The 21731-nt window shown below is 32.2% G+C and carries 14 protein-coding genes; 2 read left to right on the top strand and 12 right to left on the bottom strand.

The features are described from left to right. Positions 1-79 precede the first annotated feature (79 nt). From B5X49_RS02905 to B5X49_RS02945, 9 genes are all read right to left on the bottom strand, one after another. Complete coding sequence (locus B5X49_RS02905; protein ID WP_045749672.1) at positions 80-1615, bottom strand: glycoside hydrolase family 28 protein; 1536 nt, start codon at positions 1613-1615, stop codon at positions 80-82. A 6-nt stretch (positions 1616-1621) separates the two neighbouring features. Continuing rightward, complete coding sequence (locus tag B5X49_RS02910; protein WP_045749673.1) at positions 1622-2149, bottom strand: hypothetical protein; 528 nt, start codon at positions 2147-2149, stop codon at positions 1622-1624. Continuing rightward, positions 2139-2948, bottom strand: coding sequence for a hypothetical protein (locus tag B5X49_RS02915; RefSeq protein ID WP_045749674.1), 810 nt, complete (start codon positions 2946-2948; stop codon positions 2139-2141). The genes B5X49_RS02910 and B5X49_RS02915 overlap by 11 nt, the downstream gene beginning before the upstream one ends. A 3-nt stretch (positions 2949-2951) precedes the next feature. Continuing rightward, entirely contained in the window at positions 2952-4055 is a 1104-nt protein-coding gene (locus tag B5X49_RS02920; protein ID WP_045749675.1) for an ABC transporter ATP-binding protein, read from the bottom strand. A 2-nt stretch (positions 4056-4057) separates the two neighbouring features. After that, positions 4058-5617 carry a hypothetical protein gene (locus tag B5X49_RS02925; protein WP_045749676.1) on the bottom strand — a complete coding sequence of 520 codons (1560 nt, stop codon included), beginning with the start codon at positions 5615-5617 and terminating at the stop codon, positions 4058-4060. Positions 5618-5695: 78 nt separating this feature from the next. Next, positions 5696-7828, bottom strand: coding sequence for a type 2 periplasmic-binding domain-containing protein (locus tag B5X49_RS02930; protein WP_045749677.1), 2133 nt, complete (start codon positions 7826-7828; stop codon positions 5696-5698). Positions 7829-7857: 29 nt separating this feature from the next. Continuing rightward, a complete protein-coding gene (locus tag B5X49_RS02935) occupies positions 7858-8727 on the bottom strand; it encodes a carbohydrate ABC transporter permease (RefSeq protein ID WP_045749678.1) in 870 nt (289 codons plus the stop codon). A 9-nt stretch (positions 8728-8736) separates the two neighbouring features. Beyond that, a complete protein-coding gene (locus B5X49_RS02940) occupies positions 8737-9825 on the bottom strand; it encodes an ABC transporter permease (protein ID WP_052670106.1) in 1089 nt (362 codons plus the stop codon). After that, positions 9822-10409, bottom strand: coding sequence for a hypothetical protein (locus tag B5X49_RS02945; RefSeq protein ID WP_045749679.1), 588 nt, complete (start codon positions 10407-10409; stop codon positions 9822-9824). The genes B5X49_RS02940 and B5X49_RS02945 overlap by 4 nt, the downstream gene beginning before the upstream one ends. 48 nt (positions 10410-10457) lie before the next feature. Here B5X49_RS02945 and B5X49_RS02950 point away from each other — a divergent pair, with 48 nt between their 5' ends. Then, positions 10458-11342, top strand: a complete 885-nt coding sequence (locus B5X49_RS02950; RefSeq protein ID WP_052670108.1) for a pectinesterase family protein — start codon at positions 10458-10460, stop codon at positions 11340-11342. 111 nt (positions 11343-11453) lie between these two features. Here B5X49_RS02950 and B5X49_RS02955 read toward each other — a convergent pair whose 3' ends face one another. Both B5X49_RS02955 and B5X49_RS02960 read right to left on the bottom strand, forming a co-directional pair. Then, on the bottom strand, positions 11454-12851 hold the full coding sequence (locus B5X49_RS02955) for an MATE family efflux transporter (protein WP_079560640.1): 1398 nt from the start codon (positions 12849-12851) through the stop codon (positions 11454-11456). A gap of 51 nt (positions 12852-12902) precedes the next feature. Continuing rightward, positions 12903-16295 (bottom strand): immunoglobulin-like domain-containing protein, encoded by a 3393-nt coding sequence (locus tag B5X49_RS02960; protein ID WP_045749681.1) that lies wholly within the window; start codon positions 16293-16295, stop codon positions 12903-12905. 192 nt (positions 16296-16487) lie between these two features. Between B5X49_RS02960 and B5X49_RS02965 the strand changes: the two genes are divergently transcribed. Then, complete coding sequence (locus B5X49_RS02965) at positions 16488-17633, top strand: glycoside hydrolase family 88/105 protein (RefSeq protein ID WP_045750075.1); 1146 nt, start codon at positions 16488-16490, stop codon at positions 17631-17633. Positions 17634-17802: 169 nt separating this feature from the next. Here the strand turns inward: B5X49_RS02965 and B5X49_RS02970 are convergent, their stop codons facing one another. Continuing rightward, the gene (locus B5X49_RS02970) at positions 17803-21696 is read right to left on the bottom strand and encodes an InlB B-repeat-containing protein (protein WP_052670110.1); all 3894 of its coding nucleotides are present in this window, start codon (positions 21694-21696) and stop codon (positions 17803-17805) included. Positions 21697-21731: the final 35 nt, after the last annotated feature.

The raw sequence follows: 21731 nt of genomic DNA on the forward strand, positions 1-21731 counted from the left end.
TCTCCTTTTTCATACGGCGTTTATTATTTTGGATATACACTAAGATTATACCAAGTGATTGATATAATCTCTAGTTATGTTAATCTCTTTTATAATCTTTAACGTTTTCTAATATAACTTCTTCACCTAAAACGCCATCTAATGATACATTTGAAATATTCACTTGATTGACATTTCTGAATTGAAGTCCAGTTTTAACTTGAGGCTCTAAGAAACTCATCATTGCTGGAATAAATGGAACAGCTTCATTACTATATGTAAACTTAATATTTTCAAGTGTGATGGATTCAATTGGCATTTCTTTTAAGCCATAGAAGAATCCAGCAGATGAATGTGTATTGGTTGCAACAATGTTTTTAAAAGTAAATTGTCCTAAGTATGGCGTTCTTTCATCCACAGGCAATGCTTCTTTTTCCCAAACATATGGTGTTTTACCATCATCATCACAAAAATAAAACATATTCATAACAAGTGGCGCTCTTACTTCATCCATAACAATATGATTGAAAGTGATTCCATCAATAACCATCGATTCACCACGACCTCTACGTGTTTTAATACGTAAACCGCGGTCTGTTTTGTAGAAGTAACACTTCTCAACAGTTAAATCTTTAATACCACCTGAACATTCACTTCCTAATACAACAGCTCCATGTCCATGTTCCATATAACAATTTCTAACAACCATTTTTTCGGTTGGTTTACGATATTTCATACCCATTTCAAATTTTCCGGACTTGATTGCAATACAGTCATCACCAACCGAGAATCTGACACCGATTAAATTTAGGTTGCTACAACTTTCAGGATCACAACCATCTGTATTAGGTGAGTCGTGAGGTGATTCTAATTTAATATCAATAAAATCTAAATAACTACTAAAGTATGGGTGTAAATTCCATGATGGTGTATTTTTGATAGTTATACCTTGAAGTCCAATGAATTTACAATGACTTAAGAACATTCCTTTTGGTCGCCATGCACCACGCATGATTTTGTGGTTCACCCACCAATCAGATTTTTGAGCATTTTCATCAATGATGCCTTCACCAATAATCTTTACATTCTCAACTTCAATCCCAGTGATTAAAGATGCATATGTGTCTGCTGGAACACCTTCCCAACTTGATTGTTCGAAGATGGTACCATCTGGTTTAGTTATTTGAGCTTTAAGAATTGGATATTTATAGCGATCTGTTTCTCCAAAGAGTGTTGCGCCTTTATCCAGTTCAATTGTTATATTACTTTTTAAGAATATTGGACCTGTCCAATATTCTCCTGGGCCAAAATAAATGTATGCATCTTTTTTAGCTTGTTGGATAATCTTTTGAATTATTTTTGTATTGTCGGTAACACCATCTGCAATAACACCTAGTTTTGAAACATCTAGATATTCTGAATACCCCGGTGTAACAAAAGATACAGTTTGATCCTCAACCTTAATCACATAAGGTTTATTAGGTTCCAATTTATATATTGAAAAGACATTTGTTTTATGATTTTTAATGACTAATTCATCATTTAAAAATACATCATATGCTTCTTTTGTAAAATAAACATCATTATTTGTAAGTTCAATGGAAACAGAGGTTGCTGATAAAAATACGACTTGCATGTTAGATTACTCCTTTTTCATTATTTTTCTTCCTTTATACCAAATCATATCCAGTATAAAGATGTAGAGTCCAAAACTAATTGGATCCATACTATTTTGTGTGCCTAGTAACAATCCACCAATGGTTGGTAGATTTAAAAAGTTAAAGAGTTCAACCACAATCGTATGAAGTATTAATGCCTCACCTATCATGATAAAGGCGTAAGCAAAAGATAGACCTAATGAAGCTAATTTACTTCTATCTTTGTTTGCTTTAAATGGTAAGTATATTAACGTATCTTGATCACTTCGATTCATGTGATAAATAATTTTATTCGTTACATACTCTGTTAATAAACCCATTAATAGAAATAATATAAATAGTTGGTCTAATATATCTGAACGAAGCGCACTCTCAATGGTCATAAATGCCAGAAAATAACTTGCTCCAGCGACCCAAAATTTTAAAAATCCTATTTTAGTGCTTGGTTTAATTGTTGAAAATTTATCGATAAAGTAGGGTTTACCTACTCTATTTTCTTGATTATTCTTCAATTTTAACATACTTCCAATCTATATATTTCCATGCAAATACAGTGGATAATACGGTGAATAAAATACCTAAACCAAATACAGTTAATGAGAAGTATACTGAACCTGTATATGTATAGTTAGAAGAAACTGTTGGTTCAATAATAAATACATACATATAAGTTCCATAAGCAGCAACTTCTAAAGTCGTTAAGAATGTTGCGATAAATGTATTCACTGGTGCTTTTGTCTTACTGTATGAGACAGTATTAAAGATTTGAATAATTGATAATAAGTTTAGTGCAAATACCATAAAGGTTGCCATGGATTTAAGATCGTTTGAGTATAAATTATTAATCGCATCAAAGTGCGATTTAAGTTCAAAACGTACTTCTTGAACTTTAAAGTCTACCAATCCTGTAATCAGTAATACGGCAATAATACTTAAATATAATGGAATACGTTGTTTGTTAAATTTATACCATCTTTTCCATGAAAATGGTTTTTTAAAAGATGTATCTGTATGAGGCATTTTATTAGACTGAATCAATAATAGAACGCCTGTTGCAACAAAACCTGCAAACAAGTAAAATATACCCCAATTTTTTAATACTTCTTTTTTGTACCCATTTTTATGCTCTGAAAATAATTCAATCACACCCATACCTGATGATAACATCAAGATGATTGCAAATATCCCTACAAATGTTCCGATTGCAGCAATATTTGGTGAAAAGAATGCAATGAGCGTCCATAAAATTGTTGATCCGATTGCAGAATATGTTGCTAAAGGAAGTTTTTCTTTTTGTTGTTTAGATTCCATGTCTTATACCTCCCCTTCGATATAGATTCGTTTTCCAGTTTCTTTATCAAAGAAATATGTATGCTCTAAATTTAAGTTAAAGACAATTGGATCATTTTTTTCAAATAGGACACGTTCATCCACTTTTGCAATAACACGTTGTTTTGCTATCATGAAGTGAACAAGTGCAGATGCACCCAATAACTCATAATTTGTAACGATAGATCGAACGCCTATGCGTTTTTGATCATCATTATCAATGAGTACATGTTCTGGACGAATTCCGATTACAATTTCTTTACCTAAGTATGATTTGAGTTTACTTTGGATATTTTTGTCTTTGATTTCAACAAGTGTATCACCGATGGTTAATTCAAACGCTTCACTTAATTTTGTTTCAAAAATGTTCATAGGAGGTGTTCCTATGAAATTTGCAACAAATAAGTTCGCAGGATTCGTATAAATTTCTGTAGGTGTTCCGATTTGTTGAACATAACCTTGAGACATGACAACAATACGGTCTGCAAGTGTCAATGCTTCTATTTGGTCATGGGTAACATAAATCATTGTTGAACCTAAACGTGTATGAAGTAATTTTAATTCTTTACGCATCACACCACGAAGTTTTGCATCTAAATTTGATAATGGTTCATCAAATAAGAATACTTTAGGATTTCTTACAATTGAACGTCCAACAGCAACTCTTTGACGTTGTCCACCTGATAAATTTGCAGGTTTTCTGTTTAAATATGGTGTTAATCCTAAAATATCAGCAGCCCACATGACACGTTCATGAATAACATCTGAATGTTCTTTTCTTAAGACAAGTGAGAATGCCATGTTATGATAAACCGTCATATGTGCATATAATGCATAGTTTTGGAAAACCATTGAAATATCTCTATCTTTAGGTGCTAAATCATTGACACGTTTATCATCTAATATAAGATCACCAGAAGAAATTTCTTCAAGGCCAGCAATCATACGTAGTGTTGTTGATTTACCACATCCAGAAGGACCAACTAAAACAATGAACTCTCCGTCTTTAATATCGATATTAAAATCAAACACAGCTTGAACACCAGAAGGATAAACTTTATTGATGTTTTGTAATTTCATTGTTGCCATGTTTATTTTCCTCCTTGTTTAAGTGCTTGTTGTATTTTGGTTGCTTTTTTAAGTGAAACAATACCTGCAATTGTTGTGAGTGCTGCAGAAATGATATGACAAATTGCAATTTGGATAAATATATCCATTGGTATTTGATTGGTATTTAAACTAATAAGTGGTACATAGAATAATCTTAATAAGTTTACAACGGATATGACAAATAAACCATAAGACCATTGTTTAGAATATGCTTTAACTTTCTCAGCACTTAAGAACATAACAAGAATCAAGACAATAGAAATCGTTATATCAAGTGCTATATTATGATCTGGTTTCACACGTACTTCTTCTGCTAAACCTGTAAATAAGGAATAGTTAATAGATGTAAATAAACTCCAAATGAAGAATAACATGGAACCAAATGTCATAGTGAAACCGAACTGATTGTTTTGATAACGCATTTTTGCTAATTCAACTTTACTTCTTGGAAGTTTTAATGCAACAGGTAATAGTAAGATACCTGAAATAAGCGTTGTTGGAATTAAGTAAATTGCATAACCAAGCAATGTATTTCTCGGAATAGAATCCGTTTTAATTTTCTCTATAGCTTTAATTGCTGATAAATTAAAGAATCCTGCAAGTAGTAATAAAATTGATAAGAAACTAATTAGACTTGGGTGTAATGAAACGATAGATTCCGTATTGAAGTCGATGATTTGATATCTGTTTAAGAAATCAATCACAATAGACCCAATAAAGGATATAAAGATTAAACTTGTTACTATAACTGCCCAAACATGAGCAATCATGATAGAGGTTTGATGTTTCTTATGGAATACTCCAAATTCAAGCGTTTCATATTCAAGTACTTCTTTTTCTGTGAAATCAATAATTTCATCATCAACAGATGGCACTTGATTCATCACTTTTTCTGAAACTTTAATTTCACCTTTTTCAACTTTTTCTAAAATAGATTGAACTTCTGCTTCACGTGCTAAATGCATCGGTCTTTTTAGTCTTTCGTCTATCAGTAACCAAACGGATAAACCAGATGCAATAAGTCCTACTAACATATAAGGCAATGAATTGCTTAAGGATTCAATAATTCCAGGTCTAATATCTCTTCCTTGGAATGATAATTGAATTAAATATGCCCAGCGTGATTCAAACACATCAAATGAGTTTGTAAATTCACTTTTTAAAATCTCAGATCCTACAAATATGTAAATACCTGTTGCAAGTGTAGATACAATCAATATGCCAAGTAATACATAATTTGTCCAAAAATATTTTTTTCTACTATGAGTACCGACCATTATATTCAGTACTGCAGAGATTAATCCAATTGCTGCAAGTGATGCAATGGCATCATTGATTTGTTTGGTCAAATCAAAAATAGGTTGAGTTTCTTTATAGGTTTTACCTAAAACCTCAGTTCTTGCCCAAGCAGTTGAAAACCCTAGTGCGTATATAAATAACACAGTAGAAAACAATACGACTAAATAGAAAACATAGGCTTTCCAATTTTTCGTTAGATGATCCACTAATTTATTTTTAAATGAAAGATTCGTAGCTGTCATATTATTCTTCCTTAATGTAAATGTTTTTATGTTGTGGAGGTGGTGGGAAAATCCCACCACCAACAACATATTGATTGATTAACCTTGAGAACGAGCGTATGCTGCTTGTACTGCTGCAAGGTATGAAGTTTGATATTGTTCTGTTACTAATAGTTGTTTGTAAGCTGTTGCAGAGATAACATCATTTGTTCCTGAGAATCCATTATTCATTAATGCAAGTAACACTCCATCAGCTGTATGATTTCTGAATGTTGAGTTCGCACGTGCATCGATTTCTAATGCATTATAAGGTAAGAATGTTGGTACTAATTTACCGAAGTTACCTAAATCTGCTGCGTTTTGATGTCCTGCAATCTTTAATACACCAGCTTGAACTGCTGTATTAATTCTTTCAATACCATCAATACCGTCTTTAGTTAATGTTTGATACTCTAAACCAAGTGAACGTACGTGACCGATTGGCATTGTAGCACCAATGTACCAACGTAAATAGTTAATATGGTTACCGTTTGCTAAAGTATTAATTTCACCATTAGGTCCTAATACTTGTGTTTTGTGTAATTCATATACTGCTTCACCATTATAGTCAAGAACATCACCACTTCTCCACTCAGAAGGTCCATAAAGGTGAATATTACCTAATGAATCTGCTGTAGAGTAATCGTAAAGTCCATCAACAATTGCAAGTGCACGGTCTAATACTTCTGGTCCTTTTTCTAAGATTGAAGAAGGAATTCCCCAAGCTTCGTTTTTAACAGAACGGTTAGATTCAGAGAAGTGGAAGTATTCACCATTACCCATCCAATCAACCACTGGAGGTAAGATTGCTTGGAATTCCATATCAGAGTCTAATAATTTACCACCGTTTTCAATTAAACCAGTTGTAGTTGATGATGCATTATAATCATAAGTTAAGAATCCGAAACGACCTGTTGGGTTTGGATTATTTTCATCAGCTTTAGGAGCAGCACCAGATAATAATTCTTGACGTAGGTTTGTTGTTGTGAATCCACTAACGTTTGGAATTAAACCATCTTTAACTAAATTAGATAAGTTATTTACTGAGCTAATAAATTTATCAACTGAATCCCCAGCACGTGAATCATTGATTTCACCATCTTCATCGATGTATAACCATTCGTTTCTAGATGATGCACCACGTAAACCAAACATTTCTAAACCTCTAAACATTTGACGAACACGAGAACCTGATTTTTCACGAGGGAAATACATTTCGATAGAACCGATTGTACCTTGAGGTACTTGGCGTAAGATGTATTGAGGGTTTGCATCAATTACATACATTAATGCTACTAATTCATCCACATCGTAAGAAGCATCTGCTCCAACAAAGATATCAGATAATTTAGCATAACCATGGTTAGAACCATAAGTTTGTGTAATATATCCACGGAATGCATCTGCTAAGTTTTTACCACTCTTTACAGATACTCCACGTAAAACATCAATAACGTTAGATGTTCTAGATTTTTGAACTGTTCTTGTTGTTCCATCTGCATTTGCAACTTTAACTGAATAACTTAAACTACCAGCAGGTGTTTCTTTTTGGTAATTTGTTCCAAGTGCATATACATTGGAATCAAATGCATCTGTATTTGCAGCATCTAAAATATCTTTAACCCAGTCTAAACGAGCCAAAAACATATGTTCTAACTCATTAATACCGTCGAAGTAAGGTGTAAAGTACACACCACCATCACCAGATGTTAAAGATTGTTTAACAGATGGATTTGCTTCAAAGAATGCTGAAATATTTGGCATTTTATCTAAATGATCATTTAAATCAACAAATGATCCGCTGACACCTGCATCACCGATTAATGCTCCAGTACCATTTACCAAATCAATGTCTTCAAAACCATCGTCTAGTAAACGTGTAAATTGTGCATTTGTATTTTCATCGGATACAACTGCTCTATCATGGAAATTTGTATTGGTTAATTCACCAATTTTTTCCCATACCGGTAATAAATCCCCTTTGACATATGTCTTACCAGGTTTCATGAGTGGAGAATATGAATTCTCTCTTTGGTATGAAATACTAAACAACTGTCCTGAAGTTGTATAGTTTATAGCTACGTTTAGGTCAACTTCTTGGCTAAAGTCTGGCTTGTATTCAGCTGGTGGCTGACAAGCAACTAAAGCTACTGATGCTAACGCTAAAGCGATCAATGAAAATATTTTTTTCATTTTTAATCTCCTTTTCCTTTTCCTTTTTCTTACTCTTTTACCCCACCAACATTAACACCTCTTGCAAAGTATTTTTGCAAGTAAGGATAGATAATGATGATCGGAATTACAGACAATACAATAGCTGCATAAGCAAGTGATCTTAATGAGTACGGATAGTCAAACCCTGTTTCTGAGTCACCTGCTTCTTGTACGATTGAACGAAGAATTACTTGTAGTGGATGTTCGTTCACGTTAGAAACTAAGATTCTATTCCAGAAGTAACCATTCCATCTGGATAATGCATAGAATAATGTGACGGTAGCAATTGCTGACTTACTCATCGGTATATAGATGGATGTTAAGAGTTGTAACTCATTGGCACCATCTACAATCGCTGCTTCTTCAATTTCCTTAGAAATTCCTTGGAAATAATTTCTTAATAAGATAATGTTAAATGCTTGTACACCAAATCCATATATAATACCCCATCGATTAGAAACTAATAATGATTGGTAGTTATAATAAGTTGGCATTAATCCTGCAGAGAACCACATCGTGAAGATAATGAAGAATGCAATTTGTCTCTTAAATAATAAATTACTTTTGGAAAGTGCATAACCTGCAAATATGGAAACACCCATTGAGAATAATGTTCCATAGAATGTATAGAATAATGTATTGGTATAACTTCTCCATAATCGAACACCTTGTGTAGGATCTTCGAAGAATGCTTTAACCGCTAGAAAATCTGGGTCCACCGGCCAAAACACAACAGAACCTGAATCCATAGCAGCTTTGGATGAAATTGCTGCAAATATGGTATACAAGAATGGATATAAGGTTGCTATTGCAAATAATGTTACAAGTACATATGCAAGTATTTTAAATATAATTTCACTGGTATCTAGTCTTTTCATGTTGTACTCCTAAAATAGTGATGTATCTGAGACACGGCGAGAGATGAAATTCGCACCAAGTACCAAGAACATTGCAATAAATGAATTAAATAAGTCTGCGGAAGTTGAGAATGCACGGATTAAGTCAGGCGGAACAGATAAACCAGCATTCGAACCATACACATTACCTAAACGAAGAATAAATGTTGAGAGTACATCGGCTGTGTCTAATACCCAGTGTACTTCATTTTCAGTCATTAAAATGATCTTTTCATAACCTACGGATAGAATGTTACCAATTCTTAGAATCAACATAATTGTAAGTGTTGGTGCCATTCCAGGGAATGTAACATAACGAATTTGATCTAATTTATTTGCACCATCAATTTTCGCTGCTTCATAAGAAGTTGGTGAAATCGCCATAATTGCTGCAAAATATACAATAGAGCCATAACCAGCACCCTCCCAAATATCCGATAGGATGAAGATGGTTCTAAAGTATGCTGGATTTCCTAACATATTAACCTCTGGCTGTACGACACCTAACCATACCAACATACCATTAATGATACCTGGTTGAATGTTTGCATCCGCTTGTCCTGGTCTTAACATTAAGAATAATAATGACGTGATGACAACAGTTGATATAAACTTAGGTAAATACGTTAGAATTTGTGTAATAGATCTAAATCCATCACTCTTAATCTCACTGAATAAAAGTGCTAGAATGATTGGAATTGGGAAACCAAAGAGTAACCCATACATTGAAATTGTAAATGTATTTCTAAATGCTCTCCAGAATAATACGGTATATTCTCTTGTACCAAACATTAATTCCTTAAGTGCATAAAATCCAATCCAAGGCGATTCAAATGCATTATTTGTAACATTCGCATCATAAGACTTAAATCCTACGATAAGTTCTAGGATGGGTCTATATCTAAATAATAGGAAGAATACTAAGACTGGAATTAACATAACAAAGATTGGCCATTGTCGTTTAATGGTTAACCAATATCTATGAAGTTTTGATTCTTCCATTTCTTTATAGATTGCTTCTTCTCTCAGTAATTCTAAATCTCTATAAGAAATGATTTCTGGTTGATTGTTCATATTCATGCGTAATCCTCTTCTTTGCTTTGTTTTATTAAATGTGTTTCCATGTCAATCAATAACTTTTTTTGTACAGACATTACAATGATGATGATACTACTTAGTATGACATTCATTGTATGTCTTAGGGTAATACCTAATAAACTTAATTGAATACCTAATATAACACCTATTGCATATTCCACTAAGAACATCAGTATATATATGACCATGAAGTTCATGAGATGAAATAACCAATCAGGAATCTTTGTTACTTTTAACCACTTATAGGATAGAAGCGTTAAACTAAATATCATATAAGAAGCAATAATCATCAGTGGATATTCATAACTTATAAATATCTGTTTACCATACAGTATGAAATGTAGTATGATAATGATCACATTAGGAATAAGTCCAAACTTTTTCCATCGATGATAAATCAAATAGATGATAGTAAATGAAGGTGCAATAAATACAGATTCAACAATCGGTAATTCTAGTGAACTACTTCGTATCCAATCGGTAATGATGTATGCAACTGAATCCATAATGATTGCAAGTACCATAAGTATTAAAATGTCTAGCCACATAAATTTCTTGATTGTCAATTTTCATTTCTCCACTTATAATGAATATATACTTTTAAGGAGCTACATATGAAACATCACTACTTAACCCCTAAGGATTCGATTCAAAACTTAATTAATCAGTTGACAGATGGCATGGATCATACCATTCATTTATCAAACGGCGTCTATTATGAAAAACTTATCATAGATCGTCCCAATATCACACTACTGAGTGAATCTTCTCATCAAACCATTCTAATGTACCGTGATTATAGCTATAAATTACATGAGGACGGTTTACTTTATAATACCTTTAGAACATCAACAGTTACCATTACTTCCAACAACTGTAAACTCAAGTCTTTAACCATCAAGAATGATGCAGGTCACCATCAAACCATTGGTCAAGCGATTGCCTTATCCGTTTATGGTGATCATCTTTGGATTGATGATTGTCGATTGATTGGAAATCAAGACACATTATTCTTAGGTCCATTACCTACAGATTTAATTGAACGTTACCAGCACATTCTAAGACCTGACTTCTTACTTCCTCGTATGACGCATACGGTCATTGTAAATTCATATATTGAAGGCAACATTGATTTCATATTCGGAAGTGGAAATGCTTTAATCTATCAAACAACCTGTATGTTCAATGCAGATGGGTACTTAAGTGCACCATCCACATACCTAGGCGAACTGGGTATTGTATTCTATAAATCTTCTATTCAATCCAGAGAACCTCATTTAAAGATTGTTCTTGCAAGACCTTGGAGAACCCATGGTCGCACAATTTTTTATAACAATCAATTTGAAGGTATTGCTTTGACAAATCGTTTTGAAGATTGGGACAAACCATCATTTGATTTTATTGAAGAACCTTATGTGTCTTCTCATTTGAGTAAACCTTTATCTTTAGAAGATAAGAATCAAGTTTTATCTTGGCTGAATGAGGTTGGTTTATCCTGAATCGTCTATCATTATAAACGGCGTTCATAATACAAGAGTATTTTATCACAGAGAAAAATAAATGTCAACGCTTTCATATAAAATTGTTGACAGATATTTTTCTATTTTTATTTAGATTTTATAAGGTATTTGATCATATCCAAATGTTTTCAATTCTTGTATGAATTTAAATACTAAGAAAAAACATAAGAGTGTTGTTAAACTGTTGGAGAAAAACATAACAAAGCCTACATCTCTAAAATTTTTCCCACCTGTTAACTGATACATTATGTAGAGTACAGGAAGCCTTAATATGACGACTCTTGTTATATTGATCCAAAATACGATTTTAGTTCTTTTAAAGCCAATAAAGAAGCCTGAAACGACTGAAATCAGTGCAGAAAAGACAAGTGAAAATTGTTCATATTTATAGATTTCTAAGATTACAAAGAACTCCTCAGAACTAAAGTTGCCTAATATATGAATCATGTATTCTTTAATAAAATGACTTACAATTAAACCTATGATTGAAATGGACGCTGCATAAATTAAAGATATATAAAATGTTTGAATCGCACGGTCCAGTTTTTTATTACCTAAATTTTGTGAAACTATCGACATTTCAGCTTCATGGAACACATTTGCAACGTTTGCAAAGAATCCAAATATCTTACCACAAATACCTAATGCTGCAACCACAAACTCATGGTAAAGTAATGCAATACCATTGATAATGACTTTACCCATATTAAATAAGAATTTACCTAAGAAGACCGGAATCGCTAGTAAAAATATTTCTTTAATAAGTACTTTATCAATTTTAATATCACGAATACTTAAACGTAGTGAATTATGTTTATAAAACATCAGCACATAAATTCCAACAAAACTAAGAATGAGTTGAGCAAGTAAACTTGATAAGGATAGTTCTAATAAACCACCATTAAAGTATCTTACCCAGACAACGGATACACCAAGTTTAACTAACATGACAGCTATATTAACTATCAAAATAACTTTTGTATTTCCTTTTGCTTTTTCAAGACCAATAAATACAGAGTTAAATGCCACAAGTGCAGTTGTAATCATTTGTACATTATAATAACTTAGACTTTGATCAATAATGGTTTCAGTCGCTCCAAAAAACCTTAAAATGATTTCACCAAATGTTACCATAAGTATAACAATCGTAAATGACACAATAATAGCTAAAATAAGTGCTTGAAATGCACTTTTTTTAGCATTTTCTAATTCGTTGGACCCATAAAATCTTGCAACAACAACAGAACCTGCTGCTGCAATGGATCCTCCAAATGCTGCAACAGCTAACCTAATCTCATCGACAAAGATGACGGATGTTACAAAACTTGTATCCATACCTGTTACCAACCATAAGTCGATAAATGAGTATAGATAATTAAATGTTTCATATATTGCTAAAGGTAGCGATAAAATAAGGATAGTTTTCCATAAACTACCATGTATGATTTGATGACGTTTACGTTCGTCTTTCTGGTTGAGGGTTATCACTTTATCATATTGAAAGTTGCAGCTAATAACCGCAACTTTCTTTCTCTTTCATTAATCTTTTAATTTCATGACACCTGTTGCATCATATTCCCAAAGTTCACTTTGAGTAAATGCATTCAAGTTTGTTTGCCACCAAGTTTCATCAACTGTTTCTAAATCAATGAATCCTGTTTGTGTATTTTGACCCTTTGAATTGGACATAAAGTCAGGATCACTTACAACATAATAATTTTCCACTGTAATCTTTCCTGCATCTGGATTACCAACAACATATCCATGATACTCAGAATATACACCACTCACATCAGGTTGGAATGTGAAGTCCACATCTGCAAAAACATGATTTGCATGAACAAATGTTGTTGTATTATCTTCTTTACCTGCAAGAATACCTAAATTATGTCTTCCATTAATCTTTACATTGAGTAAGACAATACGATTTAATTCTGCATGTGAACGAACACGTCCAATCACAGCTCCAATCATATCGGATTGCTGATGTGTGATGGTTAACCCATCAACAAATATGTCATTCATATAAAGTTTCGTATTGGTCTCAATACCACCAATTAATCCACCTGTATATTTTGCAGCTGTGACCATAGCATCCACTTTGACATTAATAATTCTAATTTGATTAAATGTTGCCTCACCTGTTCTTAAACGTCCAATCAGTGCAGCACCATAATTTCTAACAGTTTTTAAACTAGAGTTTTGAATTGTAATATTGGTAAACACTGCACTTCCGTATACATAAGTTGCGAGTATACCTGCATCATCACTTGGTCTAGTTTCAACCAATACATTTGGATCATCTGAGGATGGTGCAAATATAGAATCTACATTAAAGTTAAAATTATCGAGTGTGAGGTTTTTAATCATACCACCATTGATGGTCATAAATAATCCACCTCTTAACATATTTGCTCCATAATTTCTTAATGTATAACCATTACCATCAAAGACACCTCTAAATACATTACTTGTTGATAATTGATCAATTCTACCTGTAGACATATCAATATCATTCATAAGTACATAATACTTACCTGTAGAACTAAAGGAGGTTATCATACTATTTAAATCTTGAATGGTTCTAATTTCAACAATTTGTTCTTGTAGTATATCGAGTCTTACAACTTCTGAATATAATGCTTCTCTCAGTGTATACATGTAAAGGTATGGTAAACGGTTTGTCTCAATATCCAAGATACGACCATTCACTCGAGATATTTCAATACTCAATAGATCATTTGAATTTTTTATATCTTCTAACGTTAAATCATCTTGTTCACTTAATAAATAATATAGCGTACCTGAATTTCTATAGACACTATAATCGACAGAAATTGTTCCATTAAATTCACCTGTTGCACTGTATCTATAAATTTCATTTGCTAAATTAGGGTTATATACTAAAACATTTTGTGTATATGTGTATGTATCCCAATCATTATTTAAATTTGTAAATGTATAATACACTTCATATGTACCAACAGATGCAGTATTTAAGTTCGATGTATCTACATCTAAACGATAATCTACATCTCTTCTATAACTTGGCCCCCCTAAGTAGAAATTACGAACAGATGGATTAGCAGGTTCAAATGTTGCATTTAGTTCCACTAAATCATCCTCAATTTGAATAGAATCTGGATCAATCATATGACCTCTAACTGCAGTTGGTGAAATTGGGTTTGATAAGACTCTTCTTATTTCTAACCAATCAAAATCAGGAATAATTCCAGGTCCTACATAGTTATCTTCTAATACTCTTCCAATACTTTGGGCATCTACTAAGTAATTTAAATCTGGATTTGTCTTATATTGATAAGGTATTTCTTGATAGTTTCTCATAAAGAATGGTAAGCGACCTACATTGGTATTGGCTTGTTTCCATTTAGTAAAGAAATCTCCACCTTCTTGTCCTTCATATGAACTTCCATAATAGAAGTCAACACCAGTAACTAATACAGAGTTTAAAACTTGATAACGTCCAGTGTATTCTGGATCTAAAATGCTATCTTGATGTGTTTTAATAGGTTCTGCAGTATTAACTACTTTACTGTTTTCAAATAATACAGCACCTTCTTCTGTTGGAACCATTGCTTGTGATGGTAAGCTTTGTCCAGTTCCACCAATCATATCTCTTACACGTTGTAAACCTGTATTATCTAGTAATACATTATACACATGCGCATCCCCTTGACGAAGTCTTGGTAATCTATCAGCTAAATTAATAAATCTAGAATGATGTATGGTTACTGTGATTGTATCAAAGCCCAATCCCATTGTTGTATTTCCTAAATTAAATCCTTTTTTCTGCATGGAAGTATATTCAATAATTTGCTCAACAGATAAAAATTCTCTAATTCTTACATATCTTGAATTAGCAGGATTTTTAGTCGGATCTGTCATGAGTGTTGCTTCTAAATGATTGATTTGATCTATAATGAAATCATTTGCTTGGAAATTTAAATCTAGATAAGAAAACGTCATGTTTGAGGTTCCACCTTTGACATCCACTAACCCATCATATGATTGATCAAATTTTAAATGATCTAACCATACACCTTGTGTGGTTTCAATTGTGAAATAGTCCCAATCTAACTCATCATAGTTTGCAGCTAAATCATCATCCCATTCCCAAATGCCTGTCAAATGTAAATTTCTAATCACGATATCTTTACTTGTTTTAATGATCGTTGTCAAATGAGAAATTTTAGCCCCATATTCTGAATAAATCATTAATCCTTCATTTCTATCTTGGATGATCATTTGACCCACACCTTCTTCTAAAAGTGTTGGATGTAATACAGGTACATTGGCATTCATTCTATAAAATGAACCATCTGTATATGCATTAATTTCTTCATCAGTTTTACCTAATGCCTTTAATTCTCTTTCGACATGGTAAAACCCCATATTTAAATCTGCTGTAATTTTAATAATTTTGTTATTCTTATTTTTTAATGCATCTAAAAATTCTACCGGTGTTGCAACTTCAACGACACTTTCTCTTTGATTCATACGGTTGGTAATCACTAAGGATGCAAATCCATAATCTGAACGATATGCGTTTAAATCAAACACTCTTGTTTCAACAGGTAAAACATTGATCTTGAAGCGATTCGTTTTTACAATGCCTTGATATGTAATTGCAGCAACCATATCCACTTCAGTTTCAACGTCAGGTCTTCTGACTTCTCCTTGATTTGTAATAATGGATGCTTTGTTACTACGCCAAGAGATTTTAGCTTCAGGGTATAATAAAGACTCATACTTTAAATCTATATTTTGACTTGTTTCAGTTGGTAATTGAATCTCCTCAAATATCTCTTCGAAGATGCTATCGTAATTTACAGGTTCTAATGTTTCTTGACATGCAACCATGATTACAGACATCAGTACGACGGATAATATTATTATGAATTTCTTGAACATGAAAAATCCTCCCATATGAGCAATTTAGTAGTTATATTTTATAAGATAATAATTTTTATGTAAATGTTACAATTGCACATATAATTATGTGATATGTATAGATTGCATATAAACATGTGTTTATATATTTAGTATAATAAAAATAAGTTATAGATTATGAAAGGTATATCCAAACATCAATGGATATGGAATATGGATTTGTATAAAGTAATTGAAAAATATATTGACTATTTAATTAAGGGTTCCAACCCAAACCAACCTTTATGGAATATAGAACTCCAAAAACAAGGTAAGGATAATCGTTGGAATTATATAGATGGTTGTTTTACATCGTCTTTATTATCTTTATATGAGGCAACACAAGATAAAAAATATTTAGATTTTGTGGATAGTTTTGCAGATTATTATGTACAGGATGATGGAACAATTAAGGGTTATGACCCACTGCATTATTCAACAGATGATTTAAGTCAATCCAGAATTCTTTTTAATCTCTACAAGTACACCCAAAAAGAAAAGTATTTATATGCAATTCATCATACATATACTCAAATTGAAGGACATCCAAGAATTGATATCGGTAACTTCTGGCATAAAGCTATCTATCATGATCAGGTTTGGTTAGATGGATTATATATGATGCAGGTGTTTTATTTGAATTTTGAAAATGAGTTTAATTTCAAGAAAAACTATACAGATATTATCAATCAATTTAGAAATGTTAGAAAAATAATGTTCAATGAACAAGATAAATTATATTATCATTGTTATGACCATTCAAAAACATTATTTTGGGCAGATAAAAAAACTGGTCTTTCTAAACACTACTGGTTAAGAGCTATTGGTTGGTTAACTGCTGCTTTTGCAGATTGTGCTGCATTAATGGAAGATGAAAATTATAAGTTAGAACTTGCATCTTATTTAAAAGAATGTATCGATGGTTTATTGACCTACCAAGACAAAGAATCCAAATTATTCTATAATCTTGTTAAACTTAAAGATTTAGAAGGTAATTACACAGAAACTTCTGGCTCACTCTTGGTTGCTTATGCCATGATGAAGGCTTATAATCAAAATCTTTTGGATATCTCTTACTATGAAAAAGGAAAAGAAATATTTGATTCTATCGTTTCTAACCGATTAGTTGTAGAAAACGATCAAGTAACCTTAAAAGGTATTGTATTAGTCTCCGGATTAGGACCTGAATCCAATCCTAGAAGAGATGGTAGTATTGAATACTATCTATCTGAACCGATTGTTGATAATGATGCTAAAGGTGTAGGACCACTGATTATGGCATATACAGAAATCATTACAAAAGAGAAACATTCCAAATAAAAACTACTTTGAAGTCATCCATACTTTATAGATTTTTAAATTCAAAACCCCAATTCAGCAGTTTGATACTGGATTGGGGTTTTATATTTTAGTTGTTAGATTAATCTCATGATTCAAGTATTAACTTCCACTCATAAAAAAGAGTGTTTTTTTATACACTCTTTCGTTGTTATTCAATAACTTCTACATAAAATAATGCAAGTTCTCGGTTGTCTCTTTTAATAATATATGTACCTGATTCATCCAGTGTGATTTCTATAATAGCAATCCCTAATGCATTATAGAGTGTATCCAAATCAAATATTTGACCATTAATATCTAATCTTCCACCTGTTTGGATACTGCGTGTTTTTACTGCAAGATATAGTGTTGCACCACTACTTTGTGTTGTAAAGGTAAGGGTTGCACTCGAATTGAGTTTGAGTGCTTTATTTAAATCATTACCCAATATATTAAATGTACCTGCATCTGTTACTGGATTATCCCCTTGATACGTGAAATAATTGGATGTATTTGTAGAAAACTCTGGAATATATTGATATCTAATACCTTCAATGCTTAAATACTTTTCATATGCAGCTTCCAATTTATCTTGGATTTCTGAAGGTATTAAATCTATAAGGCTTATATCAAGTGTTCCAAATAACTCATAATAATTAAGCAATTCTGTTGAATTATATCGATTGATTTCCTCTATAACTAAGGAATCTATATATTCGATTAACTCATAAACTGCTAATATATCCTCTAAATATTTTACACCTTCAGTAAGTTTTGTAGCATCTATAATATTTGACTTTTCTGCTTCATCTAATAAAATGTATTCTTCATAAATTGCTTGATACATAGTGTATAAGTCATTAACTTCAGATTCACTTGTAATATTAATCTCTGAAACATCTAAAAGGTCTAAGATCGCATCATTTAATGCACTTATTTTAAAGGACTCAAATAAAATTTCAGCATTTATAAGTGTTTGATAATTAGTAATACTTTGCTTGATTTCTAAAGTTGCTTCTTGATAAGCATTTCTAGCATCTTTGATCTTAATCAATGAATCTTTAGTAACCTCACCAATATCCATAATCTTGGATTCAACAAATGCTTTACCTAAACTCATATATTCCGTTTCTTTAGTTAATAATAACGCATCACTAACGCTTTCTTTTTCGTTTGGTAATAAACTATCGAATAATGTTCTAGCATAAGTAATTTTTTCTAAATAATCTGCTGTATAAACTGTATTCCCAGATAGGTTATCTATAGCTAAATTATACGCATCGATTCTTGCTTGACTCGCAGCCTCAGTATCTAGCGTAATTTGATATCCAGCATTTGATTCTTTAGCTTGTGATGTACCTTTGGAAGCACCATGTGCTTGATTGGATTCAATCACATATTGACCAGGCTCTAATTGCGCGGTTCCTGAACCTACTAATATTTTCTCACCATAAATAGTAACTAATACCGGTGGAACGGATGTAGACCCTTGAGTTAATGTAATTTCTGCTCTCACATAAATTTCAAAAACCAATAGAGGAACACCTTTATTAATTTTGACTGGTGCTTGAGTTACATTCTCATGTATCACAGTTGGTGATACATTTGTTATAGGTATTAATGTTGCTTCTTGATATGGTTTAAACACACCTGCATATGCTTCAACTTCTGCTCTAGCAGTTACAGCATCCGTTAAATGTTTGACATCAGATCGTTTAAGTATAGGGTCATAATAAAACACATCTTTATTCGTATCAAAATGTTCAAACTTATTACCAGAATTTACCAAGTCCTCACGGTTTTCTACAACGGTTGCTTGATCTGTATCATAGGTTGAATATTTCACATCTTTATAAGATTTAATTGCCCCTGAATCCACTCTTGAAGGATTCTTTGTTGCATAAAAGTAATTTGCCTCACTTAGTATATAGGCATTGACTCTTGTATTTTGAGCATAAGAGCTTTCATTTTGATTATCATCCGTTGTTTCAAAAACGTTATTATACATATGGATATTAGAATTTCTAGCTAGTGGAATTCTTGATGCATTATTTTTCCAGTGGTTATGGTGATATGTTATATGATACTGAAGTGATGTATCACTAGAACCCACGAGATTTGTTTTATGTGCACCTAAGAATTGATTATAACTTATCGTAAAATATTCACCACGTTTAATGTCTAATGAACCATCACCATGACTCTTGTCAGATTCAGCCGGATTTGGATGATATCCTTCAAAGAATGTTAAATGATGCATCCAACCACGACTGACAGGAGCTGTAAGTTGTGAACCTGTTTGAATACCTTCTAAACCAATAGCATCCTCAGGATAATGTCTGAATGTTAAATTTCTAACCTCAAAGCTTGTTCCTCTACCTGCTGTGGAGGCAATCAAATGAATACCCCAACCATAAATCTCAGCATCTTCACCAATACCTTCAATAGTTATATTTTTACCATTACGTATACGTGCCATGTTACCATTATCGCCAACAGACCCTCCTTGTTGAGTTGAGTTATAAACTGTTAAGCCTTCAGGTGCAGTGACTTTACCAATGATTCTAAAGACAATCGGTGTATTATATGTTGAAAGAGAATTTAAGGATTGTTCTGTACTATAAGTATTTGAACTTGAACTTTGGTATTGGTTATTGTTTAATATCCATCCCAGTCCTTTTTGCATAATGCCTTCTATTTCAACATCATTTTTATTTTCTTCTGTTACATAGACAACTTTCGCATCAGGTTTTAATGTTCCATTATCTAAATATGCACCAATTCCTTCTGTATAATTGAAATGTGCATAACCAGATCGATCGTGTGATTCCGTAAAAATCGATTGTTTTCTTAAAACTTCTAAATTTGATGTAACAATTTCAATATCATAATAATCACTTTCAAGACCAACAATATCTACTCTTGCATGTGTTAAAGATTGTTGACGTATGAGTTCTTGATCTACATAAATCCAGTCTACCATACTCGATTTTTTATATCGAACGGTTGCATTTTGACTTGAAGTATCTTCAAAGATTGCATAGATTGCTTCTAAATATGCACCAGACTCAAAACTATCTACTTCACCATCAGATATGATCCATTTTGCATGTAATGTTATATCTGATGTTATGACTTGATTCATATCAAACTTAACATCATTTAAGAACCATCCGATAAAGATGTGACCTTCCTTAACAGGTACACTAATCTCTAGTTTTTGACCACTTTCTAAAATAATATCATCTAAATGATTTCCACCATTTGTTTCAAGTGTGATTCGATAAGTTTGGATAATTAATTCCCAATGTGCTAAAAGTGTTGTGTTTGTTTGAAATACGTAGGATAAATCAACTAAAACATCATCCTTATACCAACCCTTAAACATATACCCTTCTTTTGTAGGTACTAAAATATTTTCAAGTGTCGTATTTTTTTCAATGATGACATCATCTATTTCTGATCCACCATCTGAATCAAATGAAATCGTAATGAAATCCTCAGCAATGATTTCATCGTAACGAGCGATTAATGTGATATTTCCTTCGATGGTTTGATCAAAATCAAATAACGTATCACCCAAATACCATCCTATAAATCTAAAACCTGATTTTGTAGGTTCACTTGGTTCTAATACTTGATTTCCCTCTAATACGAGGATAGTGAATGTTTGACTCCCATTATTTGGATCAAATATGACTTGATAACTAGAATCGACTACAGCTTTTTTAATGGTTACCAAATAACTTCTTTCTTCTTGGAGTGATTCAAATTCAAAAATTATTGTTATCGTAATATCGATATCGGTACTAGAGCGGTTAATAACACCATCTAAAGATAAAACCTCTAAATTAGATGATCTAAATGAAATATTTACTGTTCCTAGTTCACTCACCTCAACCGATGAATCTAGAGTAAAAATATCCCCTTCAATCGAGGTGTTAAATGTGTATGAATCGGCATAAGCTTTAAGTAGTTCTGATTTTTCTGTATTGATTTGCTCACAACCTATTAAAATCATTGAAAATAATATAAATATAAATATGCCTAAAATTTTCTTCATCTTTCTATAAAAGCTCCTTAAAAATTTATCATTCT

This window comes from Acholeplasma oculi (assembly GCF_900166985.1).
Taxonomy (GTDB): domain Bacteria; phylum Bacillota_I; class Bacilli_A; order Acholeplasmatales; family Acholeplasmataceae; genus Acholeplasma; species Acholeplasma oculi.

Bases quoted from the DNA above. Each gene is read 5' to 3' on its own strand.
- B5X49_RS02905 (WP_045749672.1), bottom strand. From the start codon at position 1,615: ATGCAAGTCGTATTTTTATCAGCAACCTCTGTTTCCATTGAACTTACA.
- B5X49_RS02915 (WP_045749674.1), bottom strand. From the start codon at position 2,948: ATGGAATCTAAACAACAAAAAGAAAAACTTCCTTTAGCAACATATTCT.
- B5X49_RS02920 (WP_045749675.1), bottom strand. From the start codon at position 4,055: ATGGCAACAATGAAATTACAAAACATCAATAAAGTTTATCCTTCTGGT.
- B5X49_RS02925 (WP_045749676.1), bottom strand. From the start codon at position 5,617: ATGACAGCTACGAATCTTTCATTTAAAAATAAATTAGTGGATCATCTA.
- B5X49_RS02930 (WP_045749677.1), bottom strand. From the start codon at position 7,828: ATGAAAAAAATATTTTCATTGATCGCTTTAGCGTTAGCATCAGTAGCT.
- B5X49_RS02935 (WP_045749678.1), bottom strand. From the start codon at position 8,727: ATGAAAAGACTAGATACCAGTGAAATTATATTTAAAATACTTGCATAT.
- B5X49_RS02940 (WP_052670106.1), bottom strand. From the start codon at position 9,825: ATGAATATGAACAATCAACCAGAAATCATTTCTTATAGAGATTTAGAA.
- B5X49_RS02950 (WP_052670108.1), top strand. From the start codon at position 10,458: ATGAAACATCACTACTTAACCCCTAAGGATTCGATTCAAAACTTAATT.
- B5X49_RS02960 (WP_045749681.1), bottom strand. From the start codon at position 16,295: ATGTTCAAGAAATTCATAATAATATTATCCGTCGTACTGATGTCTGTA.
- B5X49_RS02965 (WP_045750075.1), top strand. From the start codon at position 16,488: ATGGATTTGTATAAAGTAATTGAAAAATATATTGACTATTTAATTAAG.
- B5X49_RS02970 (WP_052670110.1), bottom strand. From the start codon at position 21,696: ATGAAGAAAATTTTAGGCATATTTATATTTATATTATTTTCAATGATT.